We start from the raw sequence: 25,766 nt of genomic DNA on the forward strand, positions 1-25,766 counted from the left end.
GGCTTTTTTAATTTCTTTTTTTACATCATAGGCAGGTTTATACTGTTTAGGGTTATTATAGGTTGGTCATTAGCATCCTCTAGCGTTTATTATTATTTTGCCTTCTACAATTTCATAAGACCCTCCTATGGTTTTGGTTAAAATGTCAAGTTTTTGAAACAAGCTTTCGTTTTCAAACGAACCAGTTACCTGGCAATTTTTCAATAGAACTTCATCAAACTCAATCTCAATTCCGTAGGCTTCTTCTATCATCTGAAGAACCTCGACAAAAGAATCTTCATCAAACACAAATTTTGTAAGTTTTTTGTTGTCTATTATTGACGGCAACTTTATGATATTCTTATTGTATTTGTCTGATTGTCTATCAAAAATCGCTTGTTGATTAGGTAGCAAAATAACCCCAGTAAGTTCATTTTTGGCATTTATTTTATTCTTATAAACGCTCACTTTCCCTTCTTCGACAGTAACTTCTACTTGCTCACTGTTTTCGTAAGCATTCACTACGAATCTTGTACCTAATACTTTGGTTGTTACTTCATTAGCAAAAACCAAAAACTGTCGAGAAGCGTCTTTAGCTACATCAAATGTAGCCTTGCCCGATAAAATCACTACTCTTTTATTACTATCAAAATTAGCAGGATATGACAATTTGCTTTTCGGAGCCAGCTTCACTGCAGAACCGTCGGGCAAATGAATAAGCATGTCAATATTTAAGGTATTTTTTGTTTCAATTATTTGGTCGGTGATATGTGTAAGGTTAGTTTGATATATAGATTTTCTTTGAGCCAAATAAATAGCTACACTCATGAGAATTACGGCAGCAGCACCTAGCCAAATTTTTAGGTTTGGGCTTACAAAAACATCAAACTTCGGTTTGTTAGTTTCACTAATCTTTTGAAATATAAAGGTTTTGGCCTCCTCGGATAAATTCTGGGTCTCGTAGTTTTTCATACCCAAAACCAGTGTGTTCAATATTTCAACAGCTTTTAGATAATCTTTATTTAGTAAGTCCAAATTTGATTCTTTCCAAAAAACTTCTGATTCATGTGTTGGTTTTAAATGTTGCCCAACGAACTTATCATCCATCAAAAAGTCAGAAACAGTAAACATGGTGTAGTCTTGCATAATGGCTTAGCTTGCTTTTTTATGTAAAGACACAGCCGAACAGCAGATATACTCACTAAAATCAAAAAAAATATAAAAATATTTATAGATTCTACAAAAATAAAGTCTTGCGAAGTTTTTCAACGGCTCTCAGGACAAGATTTTGGGCTGATTGCCTATTAATGCTCATCACATTGGCTACTTCTGAAAACTCTAAATTTTCTATAAACCTAAGCCTCAGAGCTTCTTGCTGGCGAGGAGGAAGTTGGTTGATTAATCTATGTATAAGTTCCTCTTTTGATATGGAATCAAATTGGTCCATGTCGAGTTCCTGAGTAACTGCCTCATCCCAGAGCTCGTCAAAGTTATCATCATTTAAGTGTGTAAATTTACTTTCTCGTCTTAAAATCTGATTTTGCATCCTATTTTTCAAGGCTCGGAACAAATAAGATTTTACATTGACTGGGGTAGAAATAGTAGTTCTTTTTGCCCAAATTTCTGTAAATACATCGTGAATACAATCAAAAACAAAATACTCCGAAAGAGATGCCAGACTCATTCCAAAACGGTACATGGCACTTACATTTTCGCTATAAATTAGGGCATAAGCATCTACATCGCCTTTCTTAAAAGCCTCCCATTGTAGAAGATCATTTGATGGTTGCAGAGTCAATTAAATTAAATAAATATTATTTTAGGACAAAATAATACAAATTTCACCGATTAACCTTCATGTACTTTCATGGCTGAATACATCTATCGGTATTTAAACTTTTTTGAATATTCAATAAATACATTTAAACATCACAAGTAATTGATAGCTATTCAAGAAATTCTAAAGTCAATTTTGATCTCAATTTATTTATTAATTGAATCTAAGTTCACTACAATAATTTCAATTTTCTAATCAGGGTTCATTTTTTTCGGTTGTCGAATTAATGTTTTTCTAATTCTAAACTGACTTTTACATTATCTCTACCCAAGGCAGACACAAGTCCAGTTACATCATCAATTTTTCCGATTTTAGAATAGCTGTATGAAGTAGAAAAACTTTTATAAAACAATACCAAGGTACTTGAACCATACATCATTAAATCACCCGATTGGACACTTGCAGGCTCAGAGGCATTGGTCGGCACACTTTTGGGCAATTGGGCATACTTTTCGTTGTTGTTTAACTCTTCCATATTAAGCTTCAAAGGCAAAAGTGTTAAAAAAGCTTTGGCTGTTGTGTTATCCAAAATGGTGGCTGTGAAAGTCTTTTCCCTTACAATAATTTTCAATTTATTTCCCGTTATTGGGTTTGTATTTTCAGTCATATTCTCTGTTGCAAGTTTATTTTCAGACTTGTAGGATACATTCACAACAAGTAATAATTGAAGTAAAAACAAAATGGATATCGTTAGTTTCATCAAACCTAGGTTCATTTAATTTTTCTTGTAAATTTTCTTAAAATTATAATTTAGCGTAACATTCCACATAAAATCCTTATTGCCAGGAATATTCGATTTAAAGGTTTGGTTAATGGTTGATTGTAAACTAAAAGGTAGTTTTTTATGAAAAAAGGCTCCAGTAACTGTTAAATAATCACCTCTGTAACCATCCGTGTATAAAAAATAGACTGAAGGAAAAAGATTGGCATACAGATTTTTACCTAAACAAATATGAGTAATGTTTGTGTTCAAAAACAGCACTTGGGTCAGTTGAGGACCATGCTTTTGAAGTCCGTTTCCTTGTAAATACATGGCACTTACACCAATTTTTTTGGTGAATTGATAACTCGGCACCGCCTCAAAAGCCAAAAAACGAAGCATTTCGGTAATTTCCTTGATTTTTCCATCTTCTATATCTGATCGGCGAATGAGTGTAAATGCAGGGTGAGCACCAATTCGCAAACCAAACTTTTTGTTATCTACCAATCGATACCTAAGCCACCAAATCAGGCCGCCCTTTTCAGCATTAGGCACCAAGCGTAAATCAGGCTCAAAACTCAATTTCTTTTTTCTAAAGGATAAATTGGCCACAAAGGCAGGATGATTCAATGAGAACGATGGAATTATCGAAAAACCATTGTTGGTAAATCCAACATTCCCAGAAAAAACCATTGGAGTTTGCGTGCTGTCCATAGACTGAGCAAAGCTTAAATTTTGGCAAGAAAATATTAAAGAAAACAGTACTAATAACCTCATTTTCAGATATGAATAATTTTGATTTACAAAATTATCTAGGTTTTAATACTATTCTCTTATACATTTTACGGTTTGACTTACCAATTTCACTTTTATGGTCGGATATATTATTCCATTCTTTTAGATTTACCTAAAATTCAGAAAATATGGTCATTTACGATAGCATAAAAACCTATAACGAAACATTCAATCATCCTACTTTGCATCCACTCGTTAGTTTGTTGGATCTGAGCAAAGGTAATCCTCTAAAGCGAGGCAAATTCCGTATGGATTTTTATGCAATTATTATCAAAGACAGCAAATGCGGAGATTTGAGGTATGGTCTGAAACATTATGATTATGACGAAGGTTCTATTGTATTTTTTGGACCTGGACAAGTGGGAGCTTCGGAGCCGGATGGCGAATGGCATCAACCTTATGGACTGGCTTTGGTTTTTCATCCAGACCTCATAAAAGGCACTTCGCTGGCCAAACATATTCACGAATACTCGTTTTTTAGCTACGATTCTTCCGAAGCTTTGCATGTATCAGAAAAAGAAAGAACCCTGATAGATATTTGTTTTGGTAATATCGAAACGGAAATAAAGCAAAACATCGACAAGCACAGTAAAAAAATCTTGGTAGCCAACATTGAATTACTTCTGAAATATTGTTCCCGTTTTTATGACAGGCAGTTTATCACCAGAGAAATGGCTAATCACCAGGTCATTGAGAAATTTAAAAACCTGCTGACGGATTATATCCTAAGTGATAAACTCCAAAATGTCGGTTTGCCAACAGTAACTTATTTTGCAGAGGAACTACATCTTTCGCCCAACTATTTGGGAGATTTACTAAAAAAAGAAACAGGAAAAACACCCCTAGAACTTATCCATTTGAAAATCTTAGACATCGCCAAAGATAAAGTTTCAGACAGCACCAAGTCCATCAGCGAAATTGCTTATGAACTGGGCTTCAAGTATCCGCAACATTTCACAAGACTTTTTAAGCAAAAAGTTGGGGTAAGCCCAAATGAATTTAGAGGTTTGAATTGATAGAAACCGTACTATTGAATATTCCCGCCAACACTCAATTTACTTGGAACACTTTTGGGAATTGACCTATCAAAATTTGAATCGTTCAAAGTTTTAATAAATGCAACAATAGCTTCTTTTTGACCAGGAGGGCCCATGCTGTTTATAAAAAAATCTAACTCTGAGGCTGGGACATTTGGATTTTGAGATTTTTCATCCGCAATCAGTCTATAAAAATCGACTACCTCTTCTAATGTCTTAAATACACCACTGTGCATATATGGGCCAGTATTTTTGATATTTCTCAAACTTGGAGTCCTAAACGCATATTTCCCATTCTCCCCTGCGTCGGAAGTTTTTGATTTGGGATTGTCAGGCACCGAAATTGTATGCAGTTTATAATCTGAGAACATATTACCGCTATGACATTTGTCGCATCCATCTGAGCGAAAAGCATTCATACCTCTAATCTCCAAGTCGGTCATAGCATCAAAATCTCCCTTTTGAAACCTATCATATTGAGAATTCATAGCTGTAAGAGAACGCTCAAAAGCCGCAATTGCTTTGCCTAAATTATTAGCAGAAACAGGTTCTTGCCCTCCAAAAACCGTAGTAAATAACGTATTATATTCTGGTATGTTTTTAAGCCTATTTATCACACTATCAATGGCTACCGCTTCCGAATATGCATTTCCCCGCATTTCGACATCCGATTTGATTGGCAATAAAGCTTGTGTTTCGAGGCTTTTAACCCTTGAATCCCAAAACATTGGAGCATTTGTTGAATCAAATTTTCCGTTGATATCTGCACCTATAAATGCCGAATTAATTACTGTCATACATTTTCTTTTTGTAAATGAGAATGCGGTAGATACAAATTGCCTCTTCGGCCCAAGGCCTTTGCCGTTTACGCCAATTGACAAATCTAGGCCGTCAGTATAACCAAAATCGGGATGATGACAGGTAGCACAAGCTACTGTTTTATCACCTGACAAAATGGGGTCATAAAACAATAACCTACCCAAATACTGAATATTTATGACTGTATTTTGCGAGGTATCGGGTTTAATGACGACATCTGGGTTCGCAAGAATTTCTTTTTCTTTACACGAAAAAAACACAGATATGGAAAAACATAAAAAGGAAAAAATAAAGAATAAATTTCTCATTTTTAGAAAAAAGCAAATCGCGATTCATTTATTATTTTCAAATATAATACAATCAAAGTAAAAATTGAATTTCAAACGAAGTGAAAGTACTTGCATTTCATTTTGTAACAGAAAATTATCTTATGTCTGTACCGTTAATGCAAAAGTCGGAAAATATAAATTTAAAAAAGCCCATGTACTAAGCCGAAGTTTATTGGAAGATTACACTAAATTCAGTAAGAAGGCGATACAAAACAAAAACAAGGCAAATCTATACGAAATGCCTTGTTTTAAAGAAAGAAAGAAATTCTTAGGGCTTCAATCTCAAATTTACAGGATCCCACTTTATGATTTTTTTCTGTAGATAACTCTCATTACATGCTAACGCAGGAGCGGCAGCTCTAAACCCAAATTCGGCATCTTCGGTTACTTGTTTTCCTGTTCGAACAGCGTCAAAGAAATTGGTAATGTGGTCTAAATGGTCGTCATAGCCAGCAGGGGCATTAAAATTTATGTCGGCCTTGGTTGGTCTTTTTCTTTGCTCGGCTGTCCATTTGGCATCATATTCTTTTTGCATTTCGGCTTGCATACTTTTAGAAAATGTAAAATGCGAATCGTATCCTCCAAAACCTGGTGCCTCAGGCATAAGGCTATGTTTTAGGGTAATATTATTGCCTTTTACCTGAATAACACCTTCAGAGCCAACCAATTGGATAATTTCCTGTCCGCCAGTTCCGCTTATAAAATTCACCTGTAGCGTCATTAGAAAAGCCGCATGTTCTTTAGAATCAGGATATTGCAATACGCCAGACATTACATCGGGCAGGTTTCGGCCGTCTTTCCAATAGCTAAACTGGCCCGTACTGAAAATACTTTCAGGGCCTTTTGAATTGGTCATAAAATGTGAGCCGCTTAAAAGGTGAATAAACAAGTCGCCAGCCACACCAGTGCCTACCTCTTTAAAAGCTCGCCACCAAAAGAATTTCTTTGCATCAAAGTTCATTTTGTTTGTAACTTCTATGAATTTGTCCCAATTTGTAGTGGTAGCATCGGCATCTTTCGGAATGGTGTATTCCCACGCACCAATAGACGACTGACGGTCATAAACGGCATTCACCATGTTCAGCTTGCCAATTTCACCCGCAGCCAATAATTCTTTCGCTTTGGCATACCCAATACTACTCACTCTTTGGCTACCCACTTGAAATACTTTGCCCGATTTTTTTGCCGCCGCCATTACAGGTTGACCTTCGGCAATTTTGTAAACCATAGGTTTTTCACAATACACATGCTTTCCTGCAGCTAGGGCGTCCATCGCAATACGTGCGTGCCAAACATCATGTGTGCATATAAACACCGCATCAATGTCTTTTTTGTTAAGAATCTCTTTGTAATTGGTAGTTGTAAAAAGGTCTTTTCCATGTAGTTCTTTGGCGTTTTCTAAGCGACCAGTATATAAATCACAAATGCCAGCTAACTCTACACCTGGCACTTTTAGTGCGGTAGCCAAATCAAAATGACCTTGTACGCCGTATCCAATTATACCAATTCGTACTTTGTCGTTCGCCGTTATTTTTCTGTCGTATTGCAAAATACGTTCTTCGGCCTTGGCTTGGTGTGCAAGTGACACCAAAGGCGTGGTGGCGGCAATTAGACTTGTTGCCCCTATTTTTTGCAAAAATTTCCTTCGAGAATTAGAATTACTATTTTCCATTATATTTTTTAATTAAAATTTTTAGAATTAATTGATTATTTCACTGAATAGCTCACAAAGGCCAATTTCTTGCTATCAGCACTCCAAGACGGCACATTTATGGTGCCTTGACCACCGTAAAACACCGGTGTAATATCTTTAATTTCCTTTGTTTGTAGGTTCATAAGTCTCAGTTTCACTTGTTTGCCAAACAAATGAGCTTGCTTTTCATCAGACATATAGGCTATATAAGCAATCCATTTACCATCGGGCGAAGGATGTGCAAACCAATTGGAGTTTTCGTCAAAAGTGAGTTGCTCAGGCTTGGTACCGTCGGCATTCATTCTCCAAATTTGCATGTGTCCAGTGCGGTAGGAATTAAAATAAATATGCTTTCCATCAGGAGAATAATCTGGTCCATCGTCGAGGCCTTCGGTTGTGGTCAACCTTTTTTCAGCTCCACCTTCTACCCCAATGGTGTAAATATCGTAATTGCCATTTCGCTCTCCACAGTAAGCCAATGTTTTGCCATCGGCACTCCATCCATGCCAAAACGACATCACTTCTGAGGTTACTCTGCGAGGTTCGCCGCCACCAATAGGCATTACATATATGGCTGATTTATAGCGTTTTGAAGAGGGGTCAGTATTGTCTACATTGCTCATGGCCAGCCATTTTTTATCTGGCGAAATACCGTGGTCGTTGTTATTAAATATGGCTTTGCCGGTATTCAATTCGGTTAGTTTTTTAGTGGCCAAATCTAACGTATATAAGCGACCTTTGTGATTCAAAATCAAGTAGTTATCTGGATGCCAGTTGGGTGCTTCATAGTGTTTATTAATAGCCAATACTGTCTCAATTCTACCTGTAATAATATCTACCGTTTGAATATAGCTCGTGGTATCGGTTTTGGGTTTTTCAGGATTATAAAATTGTGCTGAACGCCCCACCAATTTCCATTGGCCAGCTATTTTTTCTAATAACTGAATCTCCCGAGAAAGCGTTTCTTTGCCTTCTTTGTTTATCGAAACCTCATCGTGAGCTACCCAAGCGGTATTGCCGCCAATACTCATGTCATGATTTGAGTGAATCGAAAAACCGCCGCCACCCATAATATTGGCAGGGGGATTTTGCATAAATGAAGCAGGAATAGCTCTACTCCCACCATCAGCAGATGAATTGAAAATTCTACCATTGGGTCTCGCGGCCCAACATTCGGTAAAAGCCTTTACATCGCCTTTACGCCAGCTGAGGCCTTCTTTTTCTAATAGCTGAATTATAGCAATAGAGTCTGGCTTGGACTGTGCTTTTGTCTGCACAAAAGTCATTGAAAACAAGAATAATAACAGGATTTTTTGCATAATTAATTATGTTTTAAGGTTAAAAAGATTTGGCAAATATAATAAAATACTTTTATTATCTATTTTTTAGATAATAAATTTTCTTTTTTCTAGATAATAAAAAATTCTTTAATTTTTTCTCTAAAATGTTATGCTTAAATTTGCGGGCGAATCATTAAAGATTCATTTAAAAATAGGGAATGAAAAAACTAGAAACTGAAAAATATATTTCAAACCTGTCTATCGACTGTGTGATTTTTGGCTATGAAAACAAAGAATTGAAAGTTTTGATAGCACAGAATAAAATCAATATTGATTTTTGGAATTTACCAGGTGGATACATTCTAAAAACTGAAAGTATTGAAAATGCTGCCAGTCGAATTTTAAAGGAAAGAACAGGTCTCGAAAATATTTACTTGGAGCAGTTTAGAGTATTCGGGCACGAAAACCGAATCATCAAAAGTAAATTTCGAGAATTATTATTGCCACATTTCACTGAAAAATATAATGAAAAAGATGCCGAATGGATAACTGACCGCTTTGTTTGTATTGGTTTCTACGCATTGGTTGAAATAAGCAAAGTAAATCCACAAATAGGTGAATATGATGCACTTTTGGAATGGCGAAGCATCAAAGAAATTCCTGAAATGATGCACGACCATAACGAAATTCTTACTTATGCTCATGAAGCACTTCGCCAAGACCTAGACCAAAAGCTGATTGGTTTCAACCTTCTGCCGGAAACATTTACCATGAAAGAGGTTCAAGAATTGTACGAAGCCGTGTATGATAAGCCCTTTGCAACCAATAACTTTCCAAAAAAAATATTGGATTTGAATGTGCTAGAACGCCTTGAAAAAAAATTTACTGGTGCTAGAAATAAAGCTCCTTATTTATATCGGTTCATAAGGTTTTAATGCGAATTAAATTCTGCCTATTCTGAATTTCAAAAAGCAAAATGACGATGACATTATTAAATGGAATCGAACAAGTATAATTTCCTTAATTCTTTAATTTTCATCGCAATTCTTTTGGTGTTCATCTCATTTTTGGACACCTGACAATTCGGAATCGTAACTTTGCCTTTATAAAATTAAAATCAAGAAAATGAGGCCTCTCCTGCTGTTATTATTTGTAACCTTTTATGTGACTGCTCAGGAAAAAGTAAACACACCAACAACACCAGTAAAACCCACTCCTATTGAGTTCTTGTTTGGTCATAAGCGTATTCAAGGGCAAACGATTATCATTAAGAATTTTGCAAAAAGCAAATTTGGGATTTTCTCATTGACAACTTTAGCGGGCGACTACAAAAATATGGACAAGACCAATAACGAACTTTTCTCTAATATTCAGCTCAATTATGATGTTTATAAAGGGCTAAAAGTTACGTCAGGAGCCACTTTTAGTTCTGCCAAAGGTTTTGCACCGATTGCTGGTTTAGAGTATGTTTTCGTCAATAAAAATTTTACTCTTGTAATAAATCCGACCATAAACCTTACAAAAGAATCTTCCTTTGCTAATTTTGCACAAGTAGAGTTTGCTCCCAAAACAACCAAACTAAGCCCTTATGCGAGATTTCAGGGTTTATATGTCAAGAGTTTTGAGGAAAACAAACATGAAAGAAGTTCGGCTGTGCTCAGGTTGGGTATTTCCAAAAAAGGGTTCTCAACAGGACTAGGCTTTAACAAAGACTTTTACGGACCAACAAAAATATCAAAGTCAAATTTCGGAGTATTTTTTCAGTATAAATTTATTTAACAATTAATCTATTTTTAAAAAATGGCAAAACCAAACCAACTCAATCAAACCATGCGGACTTATCATCGCTATTTAGGCTTTTTCTTGGCCGGAATAATGGCAGTGTATTCAATCAGCGGTATCATTATGGTGTTCAGAAATACCGATTTTCTGAAAAACACAGTAAAAATTGAAAAAACTGTTGAACCCAACTTAAAAGGTGACCAACTCAGCCCGATTCTGAAAATGAAGGTGAATGTTGAAAAAGAAGAAAACGGAATTATTTTCTTTAAAGGCGGCCAGTATAATGCTCAAACCGGTGAGCTGAAAGCAGAAAAAAAAGAACTGCCGTTTATTCTTGGCAAAATGGAACATTTGCACAAAGCTACCACAAACGACCCCCTATTTTATTTGAATTTGTTTTTTGGTTTGTCTTTGTTCTTTTTTGTAATATCATCATTCTGGATGTTTTTACCAGGAACAAAAATCTTCAAAAAAGGACTTTATTTTACCGTAGCGGGCATCATTCTGACCTTAATTATGCTTTTTGTATAATTTTCAGAAATGGATTACGCAAAAAATAACAAAACTTGGCTTAGCCAATACAAAGTACCGCTCACTCATATTTTCTTGTGGGCGGTATTTTTTCTATTACCACTAATTTTTTCTATTTCTGACTATTCCCAGTCAGAAAAGAAACACCTAAATCCCGACGAGTTTTTTGTTCTAAACATTATCAGTAAGCTCTTCATAATCGGCTTTTTTTATTTAAACACGCAATTACTCGTCCCAAAGTTTCTGTACAAAAAGAAGTACCTTGTCTTCTTAGCTTGCCAAGCTATGGTTTTTGGTCTGTTGCTTATGCTCGATTTTGTTCTTTTTGAGCTGCTAAACATCCTGCATCCGTTCCGTTTTATCAACTCGGCTTATCACAACATCAGCCTCTTTATTTTCACTTCACTGGTAAGTATCGTATTCAAAATGGTTTGGGACAAAGCCAAAACAGACGAAAAACAAAAAGAGAATTTAAAAACCGAACTGTCATTTCTACGCTCACAAATAAGCCCGCATTTCTTGTTTAATGTGCTGAATAATATTGTGGCTATGGTGAGGCTCAAGCACGATGCCCTGGAGGATACTGTTGTAAAACTTTCATCGTTGCTGCAATATATGCTTTATGAAACAGACGAAGAAAAAGTGACGATTCAGAGCGAAATGGAATATCTGAAGAGTTATATCGAACTCCAAAGCCAGCGTTTTGGAAGTAAAATAAAAATCACTACCTCTTTTGATATAGAAAATAGCCATTTACATATCGAACCCATGCTTTTGATACCATTTGTAGAAAACGCCTTTAAGCATGGCTACGGAATGGTCGAAAGTCCTGCCATTGATATTATGGTCAAGCTTGAGAATGAAATCTTAGTAGTTGGAATTAAGAATAAATACAGCAAAGAAGATCAACAGAAAGACAAAACCTCGGGAATTGGCCTCGCGAATGTCAAACGAAGATTGGAGCTGCTTTATCCCAAAAAACACACTTTGGAGATTGAACCAATGGATGAATGGTACACTGTAAATCTTAACCTAAACCTTAATAACCAGTGAATTGCATAGCCATTGACGACGAACCTCTTGCACTGAGCTTGCTCGAAAGCAACATCAGCAAGGTGCCGTTTCTTAACTTAAAAGCCACTTGCGGCGATGCTTTTGAGGCCTTAAAAGTGATTTCGACAGAAAAAATAGATTTGATATTTGTAGATATTCAAATGCCTGGCCTCAGCGGATTACAGCTTATTAAAAGCTTGGAAAATCCTCCCATGGTTATTTTGGTGACTGCCTACAAACAGTATGCATTGGATGGCCACGACCTTGCGGTGGTAGATTATCTCGTAAAACCTGTTGCTTTGGAGAGATTCATCAAAGCATGTACGAGAGCCAAAGAATTGTATGACTTAAAAACTGCAAAAAGCACTCAATCTCTTGAAAACAAAGCCCTCCACTTTTTTGTAAATGCAGATTACAGCCAGATTAAGGTAGTGTTTGCAGACATACTTTGGTTGGAGGGGTTGGGCGATTACGTGAAATTTCATTTAAAAAGCACCTCCAAACCATTGGTAGTACGTACTACCTTTAAAAATTTGGAATCAGAACTGCCTCAAGATCAGTTTATCAGGATTCATAAATCCTTAATGGTTTCAACATCTCAAATTACGGCCATTCGCAAAAACAGCGTTTTTTTGGGCGAAATGGAGTTTTCCATTGGCGAAACTTATCGAAAAAATTTAGAAACGGCGTTTTGATTGTTTAGTCTTTGTCATATTTACTTCTCATCGAGCATCAATTTCATCATAATATCAGTTTGTTCATCGTCACCAAGTTTGAATATGTGTTTGTCAAATTCCACAAAACCATTTTTCTTATAAAAACTGATTGCTCTAGGGTTTTCTTCCCAAACGCCCAACCAAACATAGTTGGCTTTTTTCTGTTTAGCGATATCTATTGCCTGATTATAAAGCACTTGTCCCACACTTTTGCCATGAAAATCTTTCAAAACATAAATCCGTTCGATCTCTAAGGCACTTTCATCTTTCAACTCAGTTTGCGAGGCTCCAAAGTTCAATTTTAAATACCCGATAACTACATTTTTTTGAGTTGCAAAATAAAACTCCGCGTTTGGGTCATTCAATTCTTTCGACAGTTTCTCTTCAGAAAAGCCCTCTTCCAGATAGTTTTGCATGTTTTCTTCGGTATTTCCAGCTGAAAAAGTTTCAGAAAAAGTTTGTCTTCCAATCTCTTGTAATTGCTTTAAATCTGCAGTTTGTACCTTTTTTATTTCAATGCTTGTCATGTAAAAGCTTTTTTAGTAAAATCAAATCACTCTTTAATTGGACCTTTGAATCCAAAATATTTCTGTAAATTAAGCAATTTCCAGTTGTCTTCTTAGTTGATAATCGTCAAAAAGTTGACCTACCGTATAATCCCATAATTGGAAAGTCATTCAGTTCGCTATTTAGCCTAATTGGAATAATGAGTCCAACATTGGGTTGTTTTTTATTTTTCCAGCTAAAGTCTAAATCAATTCTATTATTACCTTTCCAAGCACCAAAAGATTTGTAATAACCAGTTAAGGATTCTTTGCCAAATCCAGGTTGAAAATACACATTTCCGATACGCATTTTAGCATAAAAATATGTGTAGTTCTGAAAAATTAATACAAATCCAACCATACCGTTAACCTTGTTGCCAACACCAATGTCAAAATCATTTTTTTTCAAGAAATTTAACTCCGTTTGTAATCCTACCGAACCCTCTAAGAAATAATCAAGTCCGGCATTAAATCCAGCATAGAATCTGTTCGGTTTTTGACCTTTTAAAGGCAATAATTTCGAATCTTCTTTATTTTGTACTTTTTTTTCTTTTTTGTAAAGTTGACTCTCTAGAAATTCATCTAGTGTCTTACCGCTGAAAACATCATAGTTTTTCTTTACTTCATCGACTCTTAGACGAAATTTAGGAATTGAATCTTTTAACATTTGAAAGTCCAAATCATTTAAATGATAAATTTCTGCTAAATATCCGGACATTTTCAATTCTCTTATTTTGTCTATATCTTTTATTCTGGGGTGAACACCACTCCTGTTATCGTATACTACCTTTAATACATTACCACCAGCGTTACGAGCAGCATTAATCGCATTTTTTTTCCAATCCCATGCATAGGATGGATCTGTATTATAATTTTCCATAAATTTTCTTCGCTCCGGAACAAATACAACTTTAGATTTGAGACTGTCTTGGTTAAGTGAATATCTAAAGTACTGTTCCAAATAAATCACCTCCTGTGCAGCTACCAATTTTGAAATGAATAAAATTGTGAAAATTAATAATATTCTCATGAATATATTTTAGATTTAGATTAGAATGTATTGGATTTAAGAATAAATGAACGTTAAAGAATTTGTTCAGTTGTTTCTTTCTATACTCTTAAAAAATTTTCATATTTTTTTAAAAATATTTCATTAATCCCTTACAAAAGTCGTACCGAATATTCAACCAAATCTCTATTCAAAGAAATTCAGATTTATCATTTTTATATTAGTAAGATTTAGTTGAAACATATTCCATCTCTTTATTTCAACTCTGTTGTTATAGTTTTTTAGTAAAATCAAATCCTTCTTTAATTGGACGTTTGTATCCAAAATATTTCTGTAAATTATATGTAATTTCGATTTTCAAACAATAAATCGTTTCAAAATTAGCCAATGCAATCACTTTTTAAGGAATTTGAGGAAATATTGCCACTTTCCGAAGAGGAATCGGAATTGATTGAAAGCAAAATCATACTTTCCACAATAAAACGAAAAGGCTTTCTTTTGAAAGAAGGAAGTGTTTGTAGGCATTATACTTTTGTAAAAAAGGGATGCTTTAAGATGTATGGCATTGATGACAAAGGTTTTAGTCACAATATTCAGTTTGCAGCTGAGGGTGATTGGATTGCTGACATTGGTAGTTTTTATACACAAATTGCAAGTAAGTTATACATTGAAGCCATTGAAGATTCTGAAATTTACCAAATAAACCAACCCAACTTATATGAACTTTTTATTGAGGTTCATAAAGTAAATAGAATGTTTAAAGTTATCTCAGAAAATAACTTTGTAGAGATTCAAAACCGTGTTTTACAAAACTTCAGTTCCACTGCTGAGCAACGTTACCTTAGTTTTTTAGAACAATATCCACAACTTAGCAATAGGCTTCCTAATACACAAATAGCTTCCTATCTGGGTATTACACCAGAGTTTTTGAGTAAAATACGGAAAAGATTGAAAGGGTAATGATTTTTATTTAGATTTGTAAAGCAATAAAATGTAATATGAAAGAGGTGAAATTCCGTAAAGGAACCATGTTGAAACGACCCATTGAAATGTCTAAGGAAGAATTATTAAATTGGCAAAAGCAAGGTGAAAAAGAAGCGAGAGAATTCTTATTTTCTATAAAACAGCCGCTTGTTTATTATAATTCTGAGGGATTTCTTGTCGCAGAAAAGTTTGACGGTTCAGTGGAGAAAATAAAATGAACATTTATATTATTGCTGGCCCTCCAGGCATTGGCAAAAGCACTAGTGGGTACCGATTTATACCCGAAAACGTCCCAATTATCGATCAGGATTTGGCTGCAAATCATTACAAGAAAGAAGGTTTTGGCGATTATCAAAACCTAGCTACTTTAAAAAGCAACCAGCAGATTAAAGATTTTTTATTTTCCAACCATGATTTTGCACTTGAACTAAATCTAGGATTTCCTTCCCACTACGAATACTTAAAATCGATTGCTAAATTTAATCCACAAAATAAAGTTCATTTAATCTTGTTTTATACCGAAAATATTGAATTTTGTTTAATTAGGGCTGAAACAAGGTTTAAAAATGGTGGACACTTAGTTAAACCTGAGATTGTATCTGAAATGTTTAAGGAAACTATTCCGCTTCTGAAAGCCAATTTAACAATTTTCACCACTTTCCGATTTGTTAATATTTCGAATACTGAAATTGAGGAAGTTAGCCCAAATAAAATCCCAAATTACTTAAAAGAGGAAGATTTGGCAAAGTTAATTTCTTAACATCTTTCTCAAACTTACATTTCTTAACCTAGTTTAAGGGTAGAACCAAAACACTAGACCTAATTTTGCATCATTATTTTAACATTTAATTTTGCAAAACATGAAAAAGATTTTAGTAGCCCTATTAATGCTGGTAGGAGCAACAACTGCAACAAATGCTCAAAGTTCAATTGACGAAACAATCAAAGAATGGGAAAGAGCCAAAGCCTACACCAAAGAATATTTAGACGCCATGCCGGCCGACAAATATACTCTGAAACCTACGCCGGAAATGCGTTCGTTTGCTCAGCAAATGTTGCATTTTACAGATGCTAATTATGGGTTTATCTCAGCAGCGACAGGCATTGCAAGTCCAATTGGACAAGGCGAATCTGAAAAAAGCACGGATGTTTCGAAAGAAAATGTTACCAAATTAGTTCTGGCGGGCTACGATTTTGCCATCAACAGCATCAAAACTTTGAACCAGACTCAATTGGCCGAGAATGTTAAACTCTTTGGCAGATTCGAAATGACCAAGGGAACGGCGATAGCCAAAGCATTCGAACACCAAACCCATCACCGTGGTCAAACAACGGTTTATATACGTTTGGCTGGTGCAACACCCCCTCAGGAAAAATTGTTTTAATAGATTTAGTCAATACAGCCACGAATTCAGGAATGGATAATATATCTAATTATGGATTCGTGGCTTTTATAATTTTAAAAATGAAAAAATACATTTCAATAGCATTCTTAAGCTTTCTTAGTATTGAAAGTTTCGGACAAAATCTAAAGTTCGGTAAACAAACCTTTGAATTGCATAATGTTACGGGCTCTATAATTGAGTTTCAAGGTAAAAAAGTCTTGAAAATTGAGCGTGATTTAAAAGCCCTACCATTTGATGAAAAAAACTTGGAAACCACCGTTGATGATCGCCACTATGCTCGGCTTTTGGGAATAGATGATTTTGAAAACGGAACTATCGAAATAAAAATGTATAGTCAAATCCAAAATCCATCGCCATATGCTCCAGCGGCTGGTTTTATAGGTTTGTATTATAGAATTGCAGCAGATGATTCAGCTTGGGAATCAATTTATTTACGCCCAAAAGTAGGAAGAATCAATAACCAAATGGCAAGAAACCATGCTGTACAATATTTTGCCTATCCTGATTACAAATTTCAAACTTTGAGAGACAAATTCCCTGCAGGGTCATACGAAGGTTCCGCTCCCGTGATGCTGAATGAGTGGATTACGATGCGTTTAGAAATAAATGGAGAAACAGCAGAAATGTTCATCAACGATTTGAAATATTCTTCATTTATCGTCAATAAAATGTTGGGTAAAAACAAGAAAGGCTACATTGGCTTGTATGTAGATATTGCTACAACAGGTTATTTTAAAGATTTGAAAGTAACGAAACGTGCTTTAAAAGTTAAGAAAGAAGGAGGAAAAGTAGGTGATATTTGAAAGGTTTTGTTCGACAAAATGAGTAGCTAAATTCTGATTTAGCTACTCATTTTCATTAATAGCCTTTCCAATTATTTCACGAGAATCATTCGCTGAAATCGGCCTTACTACACGTTCTGTAACTTTCCAGCCTTCAATAGTTCGCACAAGTGTATATTTGTTAATTGTAACCTGATAAATTGAAAAGCCTGGCGAAACGCCCTTACCAGCAAGTTTTACATGAGAAGCAGCCGAATCAGGCATTACAATCAGTAGGTAGCCCGTGGCAACAGCACTATCACCAGTGAGTTTGATATGAGGAAGCATTGCTAAATGTGTCATTCCTGCTTTAATGGCTTCTTTTTGCTCTGGAGCATTTATAATTTTCAAGATTTGTTCACGCCCTTTATCTTGTTTTGTTCCTCGGTCAAAAGTGGCGTCTTCGGTAAACATTTTTTTCCAATACGCTTCCGATGCAACATCAGAACTAAAAGCAGACCCTGCCAAAAGATTTAAAATTTCGAGACGGTCTTCTGCGGCTTTGATACGGTCTATTAATAGTTTTTGTTGAAAATTATTTCGAGAACAAGCCATCAATCCGATGATAATAAAAATTGTAAATACAAATTTAAATTTCATCCTAAGGTATTTATCAAATTTATAAAACATAACTCATCGCTCATAATTCATATTTCATCATTCAATTAGTGAATATGTATGCCCCCATTTACATCAATCGTAGCACCCGTTACAAAACCAGACAAATCAGATGCTAAAAACAGGCAAGCACCTGCCAATTCGGAGGTTTTACCGACACGTTTAAGGGGTATTCCCGCAATTACGTTATCCAATTGTTCGGCAGAAAGTCCGTCCAGCATGGGTGTTTCTATCATGGCTGGGCAAATAACATTGGCTCGGATATTCATCGGTGCAAATTCTCGGGCAATAGATTTTGTTAAACTTATTACGCCACCTTTTGAGGCTGCATAATGTGAGCCTCCCACCAATCCGCCACCACGTTGACCTGCCAAAGAAGCCAAATTGACAATAACTCCTGCTTGTTTTTCTACAAACACTTTCAGCACAGATTTACAAATATTGAAAGTGCCTTTTAGGTTTACATCCATTATTAAATCATAATCTGCCTCAGAAATAGATAGCATTCCTTCTGATTTTACAATGCCTGCACAGTTTACCAAGCAATCAATCGTGCCGAAATGTGAAATAACTTTTTGAATAGCATCATCGCAAGAATCTGTACTTCTTACATCACATTGAAGACAAACAATTTCTGTTTTTTTGCCGATTTGTGTTTCAATTTGATTAATTAAATCATTGGCAATCTGCTCGTTCATTGCCAAATCCAAAATAATTAATTTCGCCCCATGTGCAGCAAAAAGTTCTGCTGTTCCATATCCGATACTTCTGATTGATGCCGCACCTGTTATGACACAAACTTTGTTTTCGAGTTGAAGATGTGGATATTTATTGTTTTTCATAAATTTTGGCAGCTTTTTCGGTCGTAAATGTTTCTATTTCATTTTTATTGAATCCTAAATCTTTCAGAATCTCCTCGGTATCCCAACCATTCGGAACTGAGGCAAAACGTGCAGAAGGATATTGCCCATCAACTTGAATAGTTGAGCGAATCACTGCCGTTTTTCCTTCTGTGGGGTGATTTTCAAAATTAATCAGTTCGACGGCTTTCAAATGCAGGTCATTTGTCAATGTTTCGAGGGTATGGCAAGGCATAGCTGGTAAATCAACTTCTCTAAAAACCTTGAGCCATTCATCAGTAGTTTTGTTTTCCAAAGCTGCTCCACGAATCTCAAACCATTCCGATACGTATTTTGCCCTGCTTGCGACTGTCATAAATCGCTCATCTTCAATTAGTTCTTCCCTATTTGTTACTTTCAAAAAAGCTTTTACTTGTGTGTCGGTATTGATTGTAAATGAAATAAAACCATCCTTTGCTTTAACAGGCTGATTATGAGGACTAAGCAGGCGAAGGTCACCCGCTGGACCAACGGAAGGCTCAAAACTTTGTTGTGCCAAATGTTCTTGCAATACAAAAGATGCCATGGTTTCAAACATCGGAATCTCCAAACTGGCACCGATTCCCGTATTTTGTTTTTGCATCAAAGCTGCCATAACTGCCCCTGCCGTGATTTCGCCAACCACGTGATCGCATATCAACATTGGCACATAAGAAGGTTTCCCATCACGAGCCAAGGCAAGCCCAGCCATACCCGAAGCACCTTGCAAAACGCTATCGTAAGTGGGTAGTCCCGAATAGGGGCCATCTGTGCCATAGCCAGTTATGAGGCAATATATTTTTTCGGGATATTTAGTTCTTATGGTCACTGAATCTAAGCCCAAACGCTCCAAAGCATCGGGTCGCATATTGGCAACAATCACATCGGCCCAAGCTATTAATTTTTGAATAATTTCTTTTCCGCCTTCTTTTTTAAGGTCGAGACAAATGTTCTTTTTGCCTCGATTGAGATGCAAATACGCTCCCGAATGTTGCCCCGTTGGAGACATTCCACCCAAACCACGCATCAAATCGCCCGCAGGATTTTCAACTTTAATAATATCAGCACCGTATTGTCCCAATCGCCATGTGGCCACTGGGCCGACCACAACGGAGGTGAGGTCGAGTATTTTTATATTTTTTAAAGGCTCAAACATATTCAATTAGGAATTATTTAATTAGGAATTAGGAATGAATAATTAGTAATCTTAGAATTAGGGAAGTTCGATTATGAGTCATATTACCTAGAAATTTTCATTAGGGAAATAGTCAATTTCAGGAAACTAATGACTGCAATAATTCTTTTTGATTCCTAATTCCTAATTATTCAGTCCTAATTCCATTACTACTGCTAATTCATTTTTATTATCAAAAACTTTCAACTCTCTTTCTTCAAAACTGATTGTTAAAGGTCGATTGCTATACAATGGAACCAGATGTTTTACTTTAATTTCAGATAAGTTCAATTTCAATTCATTTCGAACAAATTCCGTCATTAATAAAGTTGCTAAACCGCCATTTACAACCAAATCGGGCAATCCTTCAATATTCTGAGCGTAATTTCTATCTAAATGAATTTTATGAGAATTAAATCCCAAAGCAGAATATTGGAATAAGAGTGTTTCGTCAGGAATAATTGAATAATTAGGAATTAGGAATGACAAGATAGGAATACTTGGCTCAGGTGGAGTAAAACTCCCAATTCCTAATTCCTCATTCGTAATTGGCTTCAAAATATACGTTTGTGTTTCCACAATAGCTGGCTTTTCTTCTGAAAGGGGTCGTAACTCGTGTTGAATTGTAACGATCGCCATTCGCCCATTTGCGGTAGTTTTTTCTCTAATCTCTTTTATAAAACTGTTTTTTTCTACAACTGAACCAATCAGAATATCACCGTTATATGCAACCGTTCTGCCGCCCAAAAGTAGTCTTGGTAAGCCAAGGTCAGGAATTGACACACCCAAACCGGGAAATCCGTCCGCTCGTAATTCAGATTTTCGAGTCTGTCCACCCAACATAAAAAAGTGCCACCCTTTCGGAAGAATATCACCTTCTGAAAATGTTTGAGTATCTAAATCCAACATAGCAGCCACACGACGTGCCATGGTCAGACTGCATATTTCGTTTGATTTTATGGGTGTTTCTATTTCGTATTCAGGCATATATGAATGTGATTACTGATATAATTTCTAACAAAAGTATAATTATATTTTTATATATGAAAATATACTTTCATATTTGCAATATCATTTTTACTATTTCAATATATGAAACTTAAATACCATCATACCAATTTTTGCACAGAGGATGTGCCAAGATTATCAAATTTTTATAAAACAGTATTTGACTTGAAACAAATCCAAGATGAGGAACATGGATTTACAAGTACAGATACTGTAAATCGCTACGAAGGACAAGTCGAATTCTTAACAGACGGAGAAGTTGAATTTCATATTGCCATTAAAGACCACAATACGGGATTTCGCCAAAACATGCCAATTAATCCCATGCAAAGAGGACATTACTGTTTTAGAACGGATGACATTGAAGGTTTTAAAAAGAAATTAGATACTTTAGATATTCCTTACGCAGACTATGGTAAATGGGCTCTGAAAGGTTGGTATCAGATATTTTTTCATGATCCAGACGGAAATATTATTGAGGTGCACCAGATAGGAATGTAAGAAGCGATGAACGATGAGTTATGAATGATGAGTATTTTTGTTTAACAAATAAATAAGTTCAAACAAATTAGCTTTAAAGATTCACTTTATTGCTTTTTCATTTATTGTAAATATGAAAGATAAGGAAGAAATTGCGTATTCAGCACCTGCCCTCGAAAAGGGACTTGATATTTTAGAATTACTTAGTAGGTCAGAGAATGGTTTGACCCAGCAAGAAATAGCTGCTCAATTGGACAGGAAATTAGGTGAAATTTATAGAATGCTTAATTGCTTGGTGGAGCGTAATTATGTGGCTAATGTTGGCAATACCTATACAATTACCTCAAAGTTATTTCAATTATCGCATTTTCACCCGCCTACCTATCGCTTATTGACGGAGGCTTTACCTATTATGGAAGGCTTATCAAGACAAATTTCTTTTCCTTGCGATTTGAGGGTTTATAACAATGGTTCGCTAACAGTAATTGCGTCCATTCAGCCACCCAATGGTCTTGGATTTATGACAAGAGTGGGTTCTGAAATTGAAGTTGCTCCTTCGGCATCTGGTTTGGTTTTATTGGCTTTTCAAGATTCAATTATTAAAGAAATTAGAATCAAAGAGAGCCTTCCAAATAAATCAGAAGCTGAAATTGTGGCTTTCCGTAATAGCTTAAAAGAAGTTGTTGAAAAAGGTTTTGCTTCAATCAAAAGTAAACAATTTGCTGGGCTTCACGCCATTTCGTTTCCCATTCTGGACATGAATGGAAATGCCGTAGCTGCCATAACAGTTCCAATGTTAGCTCGAATTGATGGAACAAATCAATTTACAGAACAACAAGTTGAAGAAGTGTTAAGAGAAAGTGTTTCAAATCTGAGTAGTAAAATTGCAAAAGTTTAAATAAAAATACCCTATTTAAAAATCAACATTGTACCTACTATGAACAATTTATACAAATTATTACTTGTAAGTTCTGCTATTTTAGGGCTTTTAGCAATAGGAATGTTGATTTTTGGTGGTGGTTTATTGGCAATGGGGCCTTTTGTTCTCGGCTCTCTTGTATGTTTGGCAATTGGAGGGAAAAGTGTTCCAATCCTTAATCAAATGTCATTTACTATTTGGGTATTGGCAGCGGTTTCAGTTGGTCTCTTTTATCCTCAATATTTTCAAAAAATAGGTGATTTTAAATTTACTGGCTTTATCGTTCCATTGATTCAGATAATCATGTTTACGATGGGTACTGAGATGAGCCTGAAAGATTTTGAAGGAGTTATTAAAACCCCAAAGGCTGTGTTGATTGGTTTGGTAAGTCACTTTACAATAATGCCCTTGGTGGGCGTTACTTTGGCAAAAACCTTCGGATTTCCGCCCGAAATAGCTGCTGGTGTAATATTGATGGGTTCTGTACCAAGCGGAGTAACTTCAAATGTTTTAGCATTTATCGCCAAAGCAAATATGCCTTTGTCGGTTACAATTGCTGCGATTTCTACGCTTGTAGCACCGTTTATGACTCCATTATTGATGAAATTATTGGCTGGTCAATACGTGGCAATTGATTTGCAGGCAATGATGCTTCATGTAGCCGAAATCATCATTTTACCTATAATATTGGGTTTAATTGTCAATAAATTCCTTAGAAAAGGGGTAAAATGGTTACAAAACTTATTACCAAAAATTTCAATGTTGGGTGTCCTGATGATGATGATTGTTATTGTTTCATCGGGTAGAGATTCTTTATTACAAATCGGTCCATTGCTATTTTTATCGGGAATCATTCACCATACAATTGGCTATTTATTAGGCTATTGGAGCGGAAGATTTATGGGTTTGGATGAAGCTTCTTGCCGTACAATTTCGTTGGAAGTAGGTATGCAAAATGGCGGACTTGCTTCTGGAATTGCCTTACAAATGGGTAAAATAGCAACCGTTGGTTTGGCATCCGTCATTGCAGTGCCTTGGATGACTATTTCCGGGTCGATGTTATCTAATTGGTGGAGGGAGAAGGAATAATTATGAAATATGAGATATTAATTATGAGATTAGATAATATAAATTTTGAATTAGATAATATGAAGGAGAATAAAAGTATAGTTAAAATGAAATCGTTTGATTTTGCTATCAGAATTATCAATTTATATAAGTATCTGTCAGAGAAAAAGAAAGAATATGTAATTTCAAAACAACTTTTGAGAAGTGGAACTTCAGTAGGAGCAAATGTTCGTGAAGCACATAATGGAGAATCAGAAGCTGATTTTATACACAAGATGGCTATTGCCCAAAAAGATGCGATGAATCTTTATATTGGCTAGAACTACTTTTAGAAACAAATTATTTAAATGAAAGTGAGTTTAAATCTCTTCATGAAAATGCAATAGAATTGCTTAAAATAATAAAAAGTATAATACTAACCATGAAGCAAAAAAGGGCAAAATGATTGTTTTCTATTTCATAATTCATATTTCATATTTCATATTTAAATAACATGAAAATAGCCGTCATCGGAGCAGGTAACATGGGGCATCAAATTGCGATTTGTGCCGCTCTATCTGGCTTTCAAGTAAGTTGTATGGATACCAATCCTGACATTCTGAATAAAGCCATTGCTTTTGCTAATAATTATTTAAAAGAAAGGGTAATTAAAGGGAAATTAAGCGAAAAGGCTGCTAATCAAGCTCGTACAAATCTTGCTTTTGTTTCTGATTTAGAAGAAGCGGCAAAAGATGCCGACCTTGTAATTGAGGCAATTATTGAGAAACTTGACATAAAACGCAAACTTTTTGCCGATTTAGATAAAATTTGTCTAGCTCATACTATTTTGACGACCAATAGTTCTTACATCGTAAGTTCCAAAATTGCCGATGCCACTAACAGACCAGATAAAGTTTGCAATATGCACTTTTTCAACCCTGCCTTGGTAATGAAATGTGTGGAGGTTGTAAAAGGCCCGCACGTATCAGACGAAACTGTAGAGGCGGTGATGGCAGTTGCAAAAAAAATGAGCAAAACACCAGTTTTATTACACAAAGAAATCTACGGTTTTTTAGTGAATCGCCTTTTGCAAGCTACTAGAAAAGAAGCCCTCAATTTACTCGATATGGGCGTGGCTTCTTTTGAAGATATTGATACTGCCGCCAAAAATGGGCTGGGCTATCCAATGGGGCCGTTTGAATTGTTAGACCTTACAGGAATAGACTTAGCCTATCATGTAGGTACTGAAAAATACAAAGAAACTGCCGACCTAACTGATTTGCCTTCACCGACTATTGTAGAAAAATTTGAGAAAGGTGAGTTTGGAAAGAAAGTTGGAAAGGGATTTTATGAATACTTTAATGAGTGATGAGAGATGAGTTATGAATTATGAGTTATGAATGATGAGTTATGAATTTTAAAAACAAGCATTAAACAATAAACACCTTTAAAAACAGAATATTATGATATCAAGAATATTAATTACATCCGTTTTTGTGCTTTTTATGTTAACTATTCAGGCACAAAAACCTTTAATCAGAGCATTTCAACCACCCACTGTGGTCAATAAAATACCTTATGGCAACAATCCTAAAGTCGGGAAATATGCACAAACAAAAGATGCCAAAATCTATTACGAGGTTTATGGAAAAGGCCAACCCGTGGTGCTTTTACATGGAGGCTTGTTTGGTTCAACTGTTGAGTTCGCCGATTTTATAGACAAATTGAAAACCAATTTTCAAGTAATTGCCATTTCAACTCGTGGGCACGGAAAGTCTGAGTTAGGAACTGAATCAATGACCTTGGATCAACGTGCCAGCGATGCTTTGGCGGTTATTGATGCTATAACCAAAGAAAAAGTAACGATCATTGGATTCAGTGATGGTGGATATGCTGCTTACCATTTTGCCAAATTGTTCCCGGAGCGAGTAAATAAAATGGTAGTTATTGGTGCCGGAGAATTGACCCCTGGTAACCGTGAGTTTAATTTTACTGCGGAAATGGCTTTAAAAATGGATAAAGCATTTATAGAACAACAACAAAAATTAATGCCAGAACCCGCCAGACTGAGCGAAATGTTTTCAGAGTTATGTGCCTATTACAATACGCTCTCAATTAGCAAAGAATTGTTGAGTACCATCAAATGTCCAGTGCTGGTAATGGCCGGTGATAAAGATGGTGGTAACCCTGTTGAAAGAGTAGTAAGTGCAGCCAGATTTATTCCCAATCATCAAATTTGTATCATTCCAAATACAGGACATGGCTGTCATAATGATAATTTTGAAGCAACCTGGGCCAGTATTGCTCCTTTTCTTAAAAATTAATC

At 35.6% G+C, this 25,766-nt stretch carries 29 protein-coding genes and 1 pseudogene; 17 read left to right on the forward strand and 13 right to left on the reverse strand.

Features of this window, described 5'->3' with window-relative positions; genetic code table 11:
• Window positions 1-69 precede the first annotated feature (69 nt).
• From EGI26_RS18615 to EGI26_RS18630, 4 genes are all read right to left on the reverse strand, one after another.
• Window positions 70-1,125 (reverse strand): FecR family protein, encoded by a 1,056-nt coding sequence (locus tag EGI26_RS18615; RefSeq protein WP_255080574.1) that lies wholly within the window; start codon window positions 1,123-1,125, stop codon window positions 70-72.
• Between the two features lie 91 nt (window positions 1,126-1,216).
• On the reverse strand, window positions 1,217-1,777 hold the full coding sequence (locus EGI26_RS18620; RefSeq protein ID WP_255080575.1) for an RNA polymerase sigma factor: 561 nt from the start codon (window positions 1,775-1,777) through the stop codon (window positions 1,217-1,219).
• Window positions 1,778-2,039: 262 nt separating this feature from the next.
• A complete protein-coding gene (locus EGI26_RS18625) occupies window positions 2,040-2,531 on the reverse strand; it encodes a cyclophilin-like fold protein (RefSeq protein WP_255080576.1) in 492 nt (163 codons plus the stop codon).
• On the reverse strand, window positions 2,532-3,293 hold the full coding sequence (locus tag EGI26_RS18630) for a hypothetical protein (RefSeq protein WP_255080577.1): 762 nt from the start codon (window positions 3,291-3,293) through the stop codon (window positions 2,532-2,534).
• A 146-nt stretch (window positions 3,294-3,439) separates the two neighbouring features.
• Between EGI26_RS18630 and EGI26_RS18635 the strand changes: the two genes are divergently transcribed.
• Window positions 3,440-4,327, forward strand: coding sequence for an AraC family transcriptional regulator (locus EGI26_RS18635; RefSeq protein WP_255080578.1), 888 nt, complete (start codon window positions 3,440-3,442; stop codon window positions 4,325-4,327).
• Between the two features lie 11 nt (window positions 4,328-4,338).
• Here EGI26_RS18635 and EGI26_RS18640 read toward each other — a convergent pair whose 3' ends face one another.
• From EGI26_RS18640 to EGI26_RS18650, 3 genes are all read right to left on the reverse strand, one after another.
• Entirely contained in the window at window positions 4,339-5,475 is a 1,137-nt protein-coding gene (locus EGI26_RS18640; protein ID WP_255080579.1) for a cytochrome-c peroxidase, read from the reverse strand.
• A gap of 289 nt (window positions 5,476-5,764) precedes the next feature.
• A complete protein-coding gene (locus EGI26_RS18645) occupies window positions 5,765-7,168 on the reverse strand; it encodes a Gfo/Idh/MocA family protein (protein ID WP_255080580.1) in 1,404 nt (467 codons plus the stop codon).
• A 35-nt stretch (window positions 7,169-7,203) separates the two neighbouring features.
• Window positions 7,204-8,508, reverse strand: a complete 1,305-nt coding sequence (locus tag EGI26_RS18650; protein ID WP_255080581.1) for a hypothetical protein — start codon at window positions 8,506-8,508, stop codon at window positions 7,204-7,206.
• Window positions 8,509-8,687: 179 nt separating this feature from the next.
• On the opposite strand from EGI26_RS18650, the gene EGI26_RS18655 reads away from it, so the two are divergent.
• The 5 genes from EGI26_RS18655 (at window position 8,688) to EGI26_RS21280 (ending at window position 12,530) form a co-directional block, all read left to right on the forward strand.
• Entirely contained in the window at window positions 8,688-9,404 is a 717-nt protein-coding gene (locus EGI26_RS18655; RefSeq protein WP_255080582.1) for an NrtR DNA-binding winged helix domain-containing protein, read from the forward strand.
• 190 nt (window positions 9,405-9,594) lie between these two features.
• The gene (locus EGI26_RS18660) at window positions 9,595-10,248 is read left to right on the forward strand and encodes a hypothetical protein (RefSeq protein ID WP_255080583.1); all 654 of its coding nucleotides are present in this window, start codon (window positions 9,595-9,597) and stop codon (window positions 10,246-10,248) included.
• A gap of 21 nt (window positions 10,249-10,269) precedes the next feature.
• Complete coding sequence (locus tag EGI26_RS18665; RefSeq protein WP_255080584.1) at window positions 10,270-10,782, forward strand: hypothetical protein; 513 nt, start codon at window positions 10,270-10,272, stop codon at window positions 10,780-10,782.
• 9 nt (window positions 10,783-10,791) lie between these two features.
• The gene (locus EGI26_RS18670) at window positions 10,792-11,835 is read left to right on the forward strand and encodes a sensor histidine kinase (RefSeq protein WP_255080585.1); all 1,044 of its coding nucleotides are present in this window, start codon (window positions 10,792-10,794) and stop codon (window positions 11,833-11,835) included.
• On the forward strand, window positions 11,832-12,530 hold the full coding sequence (locus tag EGI26_RS21280) for a LytTR family DNA-binding domain-containing protein (protein WP_255080586.1): 699 nt from the start codon (window positions 11,832-11,834) through the stop codon (window positions 12,528-12,530). The genes EGI26_RS18670 and EGI26_RS21280 overlap by 4 nt, the downstream gene beginning before the upstream one ends.
• 20 nt (window positions 12,531-12,550) lie before the next feature.
• Here the strand turns inward: EGI26_RS21280 and EGI26_RS18680 are convergent, their stop codons facing one another.
• Window positions 12,551-13,078 (reverse strand): GNAT family N-acetyltransferase, encoded by a 528-nt coding sequence (locus EGI26_RS18680; RefSeq protein WP_255080587.1) that lies wholly within the window; start codon window positions 13,076-13,078, stop codon window positions 12,551-12,553.
• Window positions 13,079-13,184: 106 nt separating this feature from the next.
• Window positions 13,185-14,126, reverse strand: a complete 942-nt coding sequence (locus EGI26_RS18685) for a hypothetical protein (protein WP_255080588.1) — start codon at window positions 14,124-14,126, stop codon at window positions 13,185-13,187.
• Window positions 14,127-14,492: 366 nt separating this feature from the next.
• Here EGI26_RS18685 and EGI26_RS18690 point away from each other — a divergent pair, with 366 nt between their 5' ends.
• From EGI26_RS18690 to EGI26_RS18710, 5 genes are all read left to right on the forward strand, one after another.
• On the forward strand, window positions 14,493-15,065 hold the full coding sequence (locus EGI26_RS18690; protein WP_255080589.1) for a Crp/Fnr family transcriptional regulator: 573 nt from the start codon (window positions 14,493-14,495) through the stop codon (window positions 15,063-15,065).
• A 38-nt stretch (window positions 15,066-15,103) separates the two neighbouring features.
• Window positions 15,104-15,307 (forward strand): hypothetical protein, encoded by a 204-nt coding sequence (locus EGI26_RS18695; protein ID WP_255080590.1) that lies wholly within the window; start codon window positions 15,104-15,106, stop codon window positions 15,305-15,307.
• Window positions 15,304-15,849, forward strand: coding sequence for a hypothetical protein (locus tag EGI26_RS18700; protein ID WP_255080591.1), 546 nt, complete (start codon window positions 15,304-15,306; stop codon window positions 15,847-15,849). The genes EGI26_RS18695 and EGI26_RS18700 overlap by 4 nt, the downstream gene beginning before the upstream one ends.
• Window positions 15,850-15,949: 100 nt before the next feature.
• The gene (locus EGI26_RS18705; protein ID WP_255080592.1) at window positions 15,950-16,474 is read left to right on the forward strand and encodes a DinB family protein; all 525 of its coding nucleotides are present in this window, start codon (window positions 15,950-15,952) and stop codon (window positions 16,472-16,474) included.
• An 80-nt stretch (window positions 16,475-16,554) separates the two neighbouring features.
• Window positions 16,555-17,298, forward strand: coding sequence for a DUF1080 domain-containing protein (locus EGI26_RS18710; RefSeq protein ID WP_255080593.1), 744 nt, complete (start codon window positions 16,555-16,557; stop codon window positions 17,296-17,298).
• Between the two features lie 42 nt (window positions 17,299-17,340).
• On the opposite strand, the gene EGI26_RS18715 is transcribed toward EGI26_RS18710, so the two are convergent.
• The 4 genes from EGI26_RS18715 to EGI26_RS18730 all read right to left on the reverse strand — a co-directional run bounded on the left by EGI26_RS18715 (window position 17,341) and on the right by EGI26_RS18730 (window position 20,973).
• The gene (locus tag EGI26_RS18715) at window positions 17,341-17,916 is read right to left on the reverse strand and encodes a nuclear transport factor 2 family protein (RefSeq protein ID WP_255080594.1); all 576 of its coding nucleotides are present in this window, start codon (window positions 17,914-17,916) and stop codon (window positions 17,341-17,343) included.
• Between the two features lie 65 nt (window positions 17,917-17,981).
• Entirely contained in the window at window positions 17,982-18,776 is a 795-nt protein-coding gene (locus EGI26_RS18720; protein WP_255080595.1) for an SDR family NAD(P)-dependent oxidoreductase, read from the reverse strand.
• Window positions 18,763-19,968, reverse strand: coding sequence for a CaiB/BaiF CoA-transferase family protein (locus EGI26_RS18725; protein WP_255080596.1), 1,206 nt, complete (start codon window positions 19,966-19,968; stop codon window positions 18,763-18,765). The genes EGI26_RS18720 and EGI26_RS18725 overlap by 14 nt, the downstream gene beginning before the upstream one ends.
• A 162-nt stretch (window positions 19,969-20,130) precedes the next feature.
• Window positions 20,131-20,973, reverse strand: coding sequence for a hypothetical protein (locus EGI26_RS18730; RefSeq protein ID WP_255080597.1), 843 nt, complete (start codon window positions 20,971-20,973; stop codon window positions 20,131-20,133).
• A gap of 105 nt (window positions 20,974-21,078) precedes the next feature.
• On the opposite strand from EGI26_RS18730, the gene EGI26_RS18735 reads away from it, so the two are divergent.
• The 6 genes and pseudogenes from EGI26_RS18735 to EGI26_RS18760 all read left to right on the forward strand — a co-directional run bounded on the left by EGI26_RS18735 (window position 21,079) and on the right by EGI26_RS18760 (window position 25,764).
• Window positions 21,079-21,495 (forward strand): VOC family protein, encoded by a 417-nt coding sequence (locus EGI26_RS18735; RefSeq protein WP_255080598.1) that lies wholly within the window; start codon window positions 21,079-21,081, stop codon window positions 21,493-21,495.
• 112 nt (window positions 21,496-21,607) lie between these two features.
• Window positions 21,608-22,372 carry an IclR family transcriptional regulator gene (locus tag EGI26_RS18740; RefSeq protein WP_255080599.1) on the forward strand — a complete coding sequence of 255 codons (765 nt, stop codon included), beginning with the start codon at window positions 21,608-21,610 and terminating at the stop codon, window positions 22,370-22,372.
• Between the two features lie 39 nt (window positions 22,373-22,411).
• Complete coding sequence (locus EGI26_RS18745) at window positions 22,412-23,482, forward strand: bile acid:sodium symporter family protein (protein WP_255080600.1); 1,071 nt, start codon at window positions 22,412-22,414, stop codon at window positions 23,480-23,482.
• Window positions 23,483-23,568: 86 nt separating this feature from the next.
• A pseudogene (locus tag EGI26_RS18750) lies at window positions 23,569-23,906 on the forward strand (four helix bundle protein).
• A gap of 48 nt (window positions 23,907-23,954) precedes the next feature.
• Window positions 23,955-24,809 (forward strand): 3-hydroxyacyl-CoA dehydrogenase family protein, encoded by an 855-nt coding sequence (locus tag EGI26_RS18755; RefSeq protein ID WP_255080601.1) that lies wholly within the window; start codon window positions 23,955-23,957, stop codon window positions 24,807-24,809.
• Window positions 24,810-24,903: 94 nt separating this feature from the next.
• On the forward strand, window positions 24,904-25,764 hold the full coding sequence (locus EGI26_RS18760; RefSeq protein WP_255080602.1) for an alpha/beta fold hydrolase: 861 nt from the start codon (window positions 24,904-24,906) through the stop codon (window positions 25,762-25,764).
• Window positions 25,765-25,766 lie beyond the last annotated feature (2 nt).

This window comes from Lacihabitans sp. CCS-44 (assembly GCF_024343735.1).
In the GTDB taxonomy this organism is placed as follows: domain Bacteria; phylum Bacteroidota; class Bacteroidia; order Cytophagales; family Spirosomataceae; genus Leadbetterella.

Excerpts from the sequence above, each read along its gene's own strand:
- EGI26_RS18615 (WP_255080574.1), bottom strand. The coding sequence starts at position 1,125 with ATGCAAGACTACACCATGTTTACTGTTTCTGACTTTTTGATGGATGAT.
- EGI26_RS18625 (WP_255080576.1), bottom strand. The coding sequence starts at position 2,531 with ATGAACCTAGGTTTGATGAAACTAACGATATCCATTTTGTTTTTACTT.
- EGI26_RS18630 (WP_255080577.1), bottom strand. The coding sequence starts at position 3,293 with ATGAGGTTATTAGTACTGTTTTCTTTAATATTTTCTTGCCAAAATTTA.
- EGI26_RS18635 (WP_255080578.1), top strand. The coding sequence starts at position 3,440 with ATGGTCATTTACGATAGCATAAAAACCTATAACGAAACATTCAATCAT.
- EGI26_RS18640 (WP_255080579.1), bottom strand. The coding sequence starts at position 5,475 with ATGAGAAATTTATTCTTTATTTTTTCCTTTTTATGTTTTTCCATATCT.
- EGI26_RS18645 (WP_255080580.1), bottom strand. The coding sequence starts at position 7,168 with ATGGAAAATAGTAATTCTAATTCTCGAAGGAAATTTTTGCAAAAAATA.
- EGI26_RS18650 (WP_255080581.1), bottom strand. The coding sequence starts at position 8,508 with ATGCAAAAAATCCTGTTATTATTCTTGTTTTCAATGACTTTTGTGCAG.
- EGI26_RS18655 (WP_255080582.1), top strand. The coding sequence starts at position 8,688 with ATGAAAAAACTAGAAACTGAAAAATATATTTCAAACCTGTCTATCGAC.
- EGI26_RS18660 (WP_255080583.1), top strand. The coding sequence starts at position 9,595 with ATGAGGCCTCTCCTGCTGTTATTATTTGTAACCTTTTATGTGACTGCT.
- EGI26_RS18665 (WP_255080584.1), top strand. The coding sequence starts at position 10,270 with ATGGCAAAACCAAACCAACTCAATCAAACCATGCGGACTTATCATCGC.
- EGI26_RS18670 (WP_255080585.1), top strand. The coding sequence starts at position 10,792 with ATGGATTACGCAAAAAATAACAAAACTTGGCTTAGCCAATACAAAGTA.
- EGI26_RS18680 (WP_255080587.1), bottom strand. The coding sequence starts at position 13,078 with ATGACAAGCATTGAAATAAAAAAGGTACAAACTGCAGATTTAAAGCAA.
- EGI26_RS18685 (WP_255080588.1), bottom strand. The coding sequence starts at position 14,126 with ATGAGAATATTATTAATTTTCACAATTTTATTCATTTCAAAATTGGTA.
- EGI26_RS18690 (WP_255080589.1), top strand. The coding sequence starts at position 14,493 with ATGCAATCACTTTTTAAGGAATTTGAGGAAATATTGCCACTTTCCGAA.
- EGI26_RS18695 (WP_255080590.1), top strand. The coding sequence starts at position 15,104 with ATGAAAGAGGTGAAATTCCGTAAAGGAACCATGTTGAAACGACCCATT.
- EGI26_RS18700 (WP_255080591.1), top strand. The coding sequence starts at position 15,304 with ATGAACATTTATATTATTGCTGGCCCTCCAGGCATTGGCAAAAGCACT.
- EGI26_RS18705 (WP_255080592.1), top strand. The coding sequence starts at position 15,950 with ATGAAAAAGATTTTAGTAGCCCTATTAATGCTGGTAGGAGCAACAACT.
- EGI26_RS18710 (WP_255080593.1), top strand. The coding sequence starts at position 16,555 with ATGAAAAAATACATTTCAATAGCATTCTTAAGCTTTCTTAGTATTGAA.
- EGI26_RS18715 (WP_255080594.1), bottom strand. The coding sequence starts at position 17,916 with ATGAAATTTAAATTTGTATTTACAATTTTTATTATCATCGGATTGATG.
- EGI26_RS18720 (WP_255080595.1), bottom strand. The coding sequence starts at position 18,776 with ATGAAAAACAATAAATATCCACATCTTCAACTCGAAAACAAAGTTTGT.
- EGI26_RS18725 (WP_255080596.1), bottom strand. The coding sequence starts at position 19,968 with ATGTTTGAGCCTTTAAAAAATATAAAAATACTCGACCTCACCTCCGTT.
- EGI26_RS18730 (WP_255080597.1), bottom strand. The coding sequence starts at position 20,973 with ATGCCTGAATACGAAATAGAAACACCCATAAAATCAAACGAAATATGC.
- EGI26_RS18735 (WP_255080598.1), top strand. The coding sequence starts at position 21,079 with ATGAAACTTAAATACCATCATACCAATTTTTGCACAGAGGATGTGCCA.
- EGI26_RS18740 (WP_255080599.1), top strand. The coding sequence starts at position 21,608 with ATGAAAGATAAGGAAGAAATTGCGTATTCAGCACCTGCCCTCGAAAAG.
- EGI26_RS18745 (WP_255080600.1), top strand. The coding sequence starts at position 22,412 with ATGAACAATTTATACAAATTATTACTTGTAAGTTCTGCTATTTTAGGG.
- EGI26_RS18755 (WP_255080601.1), top strand. The coding sequence starts at position 23,955 with ATGAAAATAGCCGTCATCGGAGCAGGTAACATGGGGCATCAAATTGCG.
- EGI26_RS18760 (WP_255080602.1), top strand. The coding sequence starts at position 24,904 with ATGATATCAAGAATATTAATTACATCCGTTTTTGTGCTTTTTATGTTA.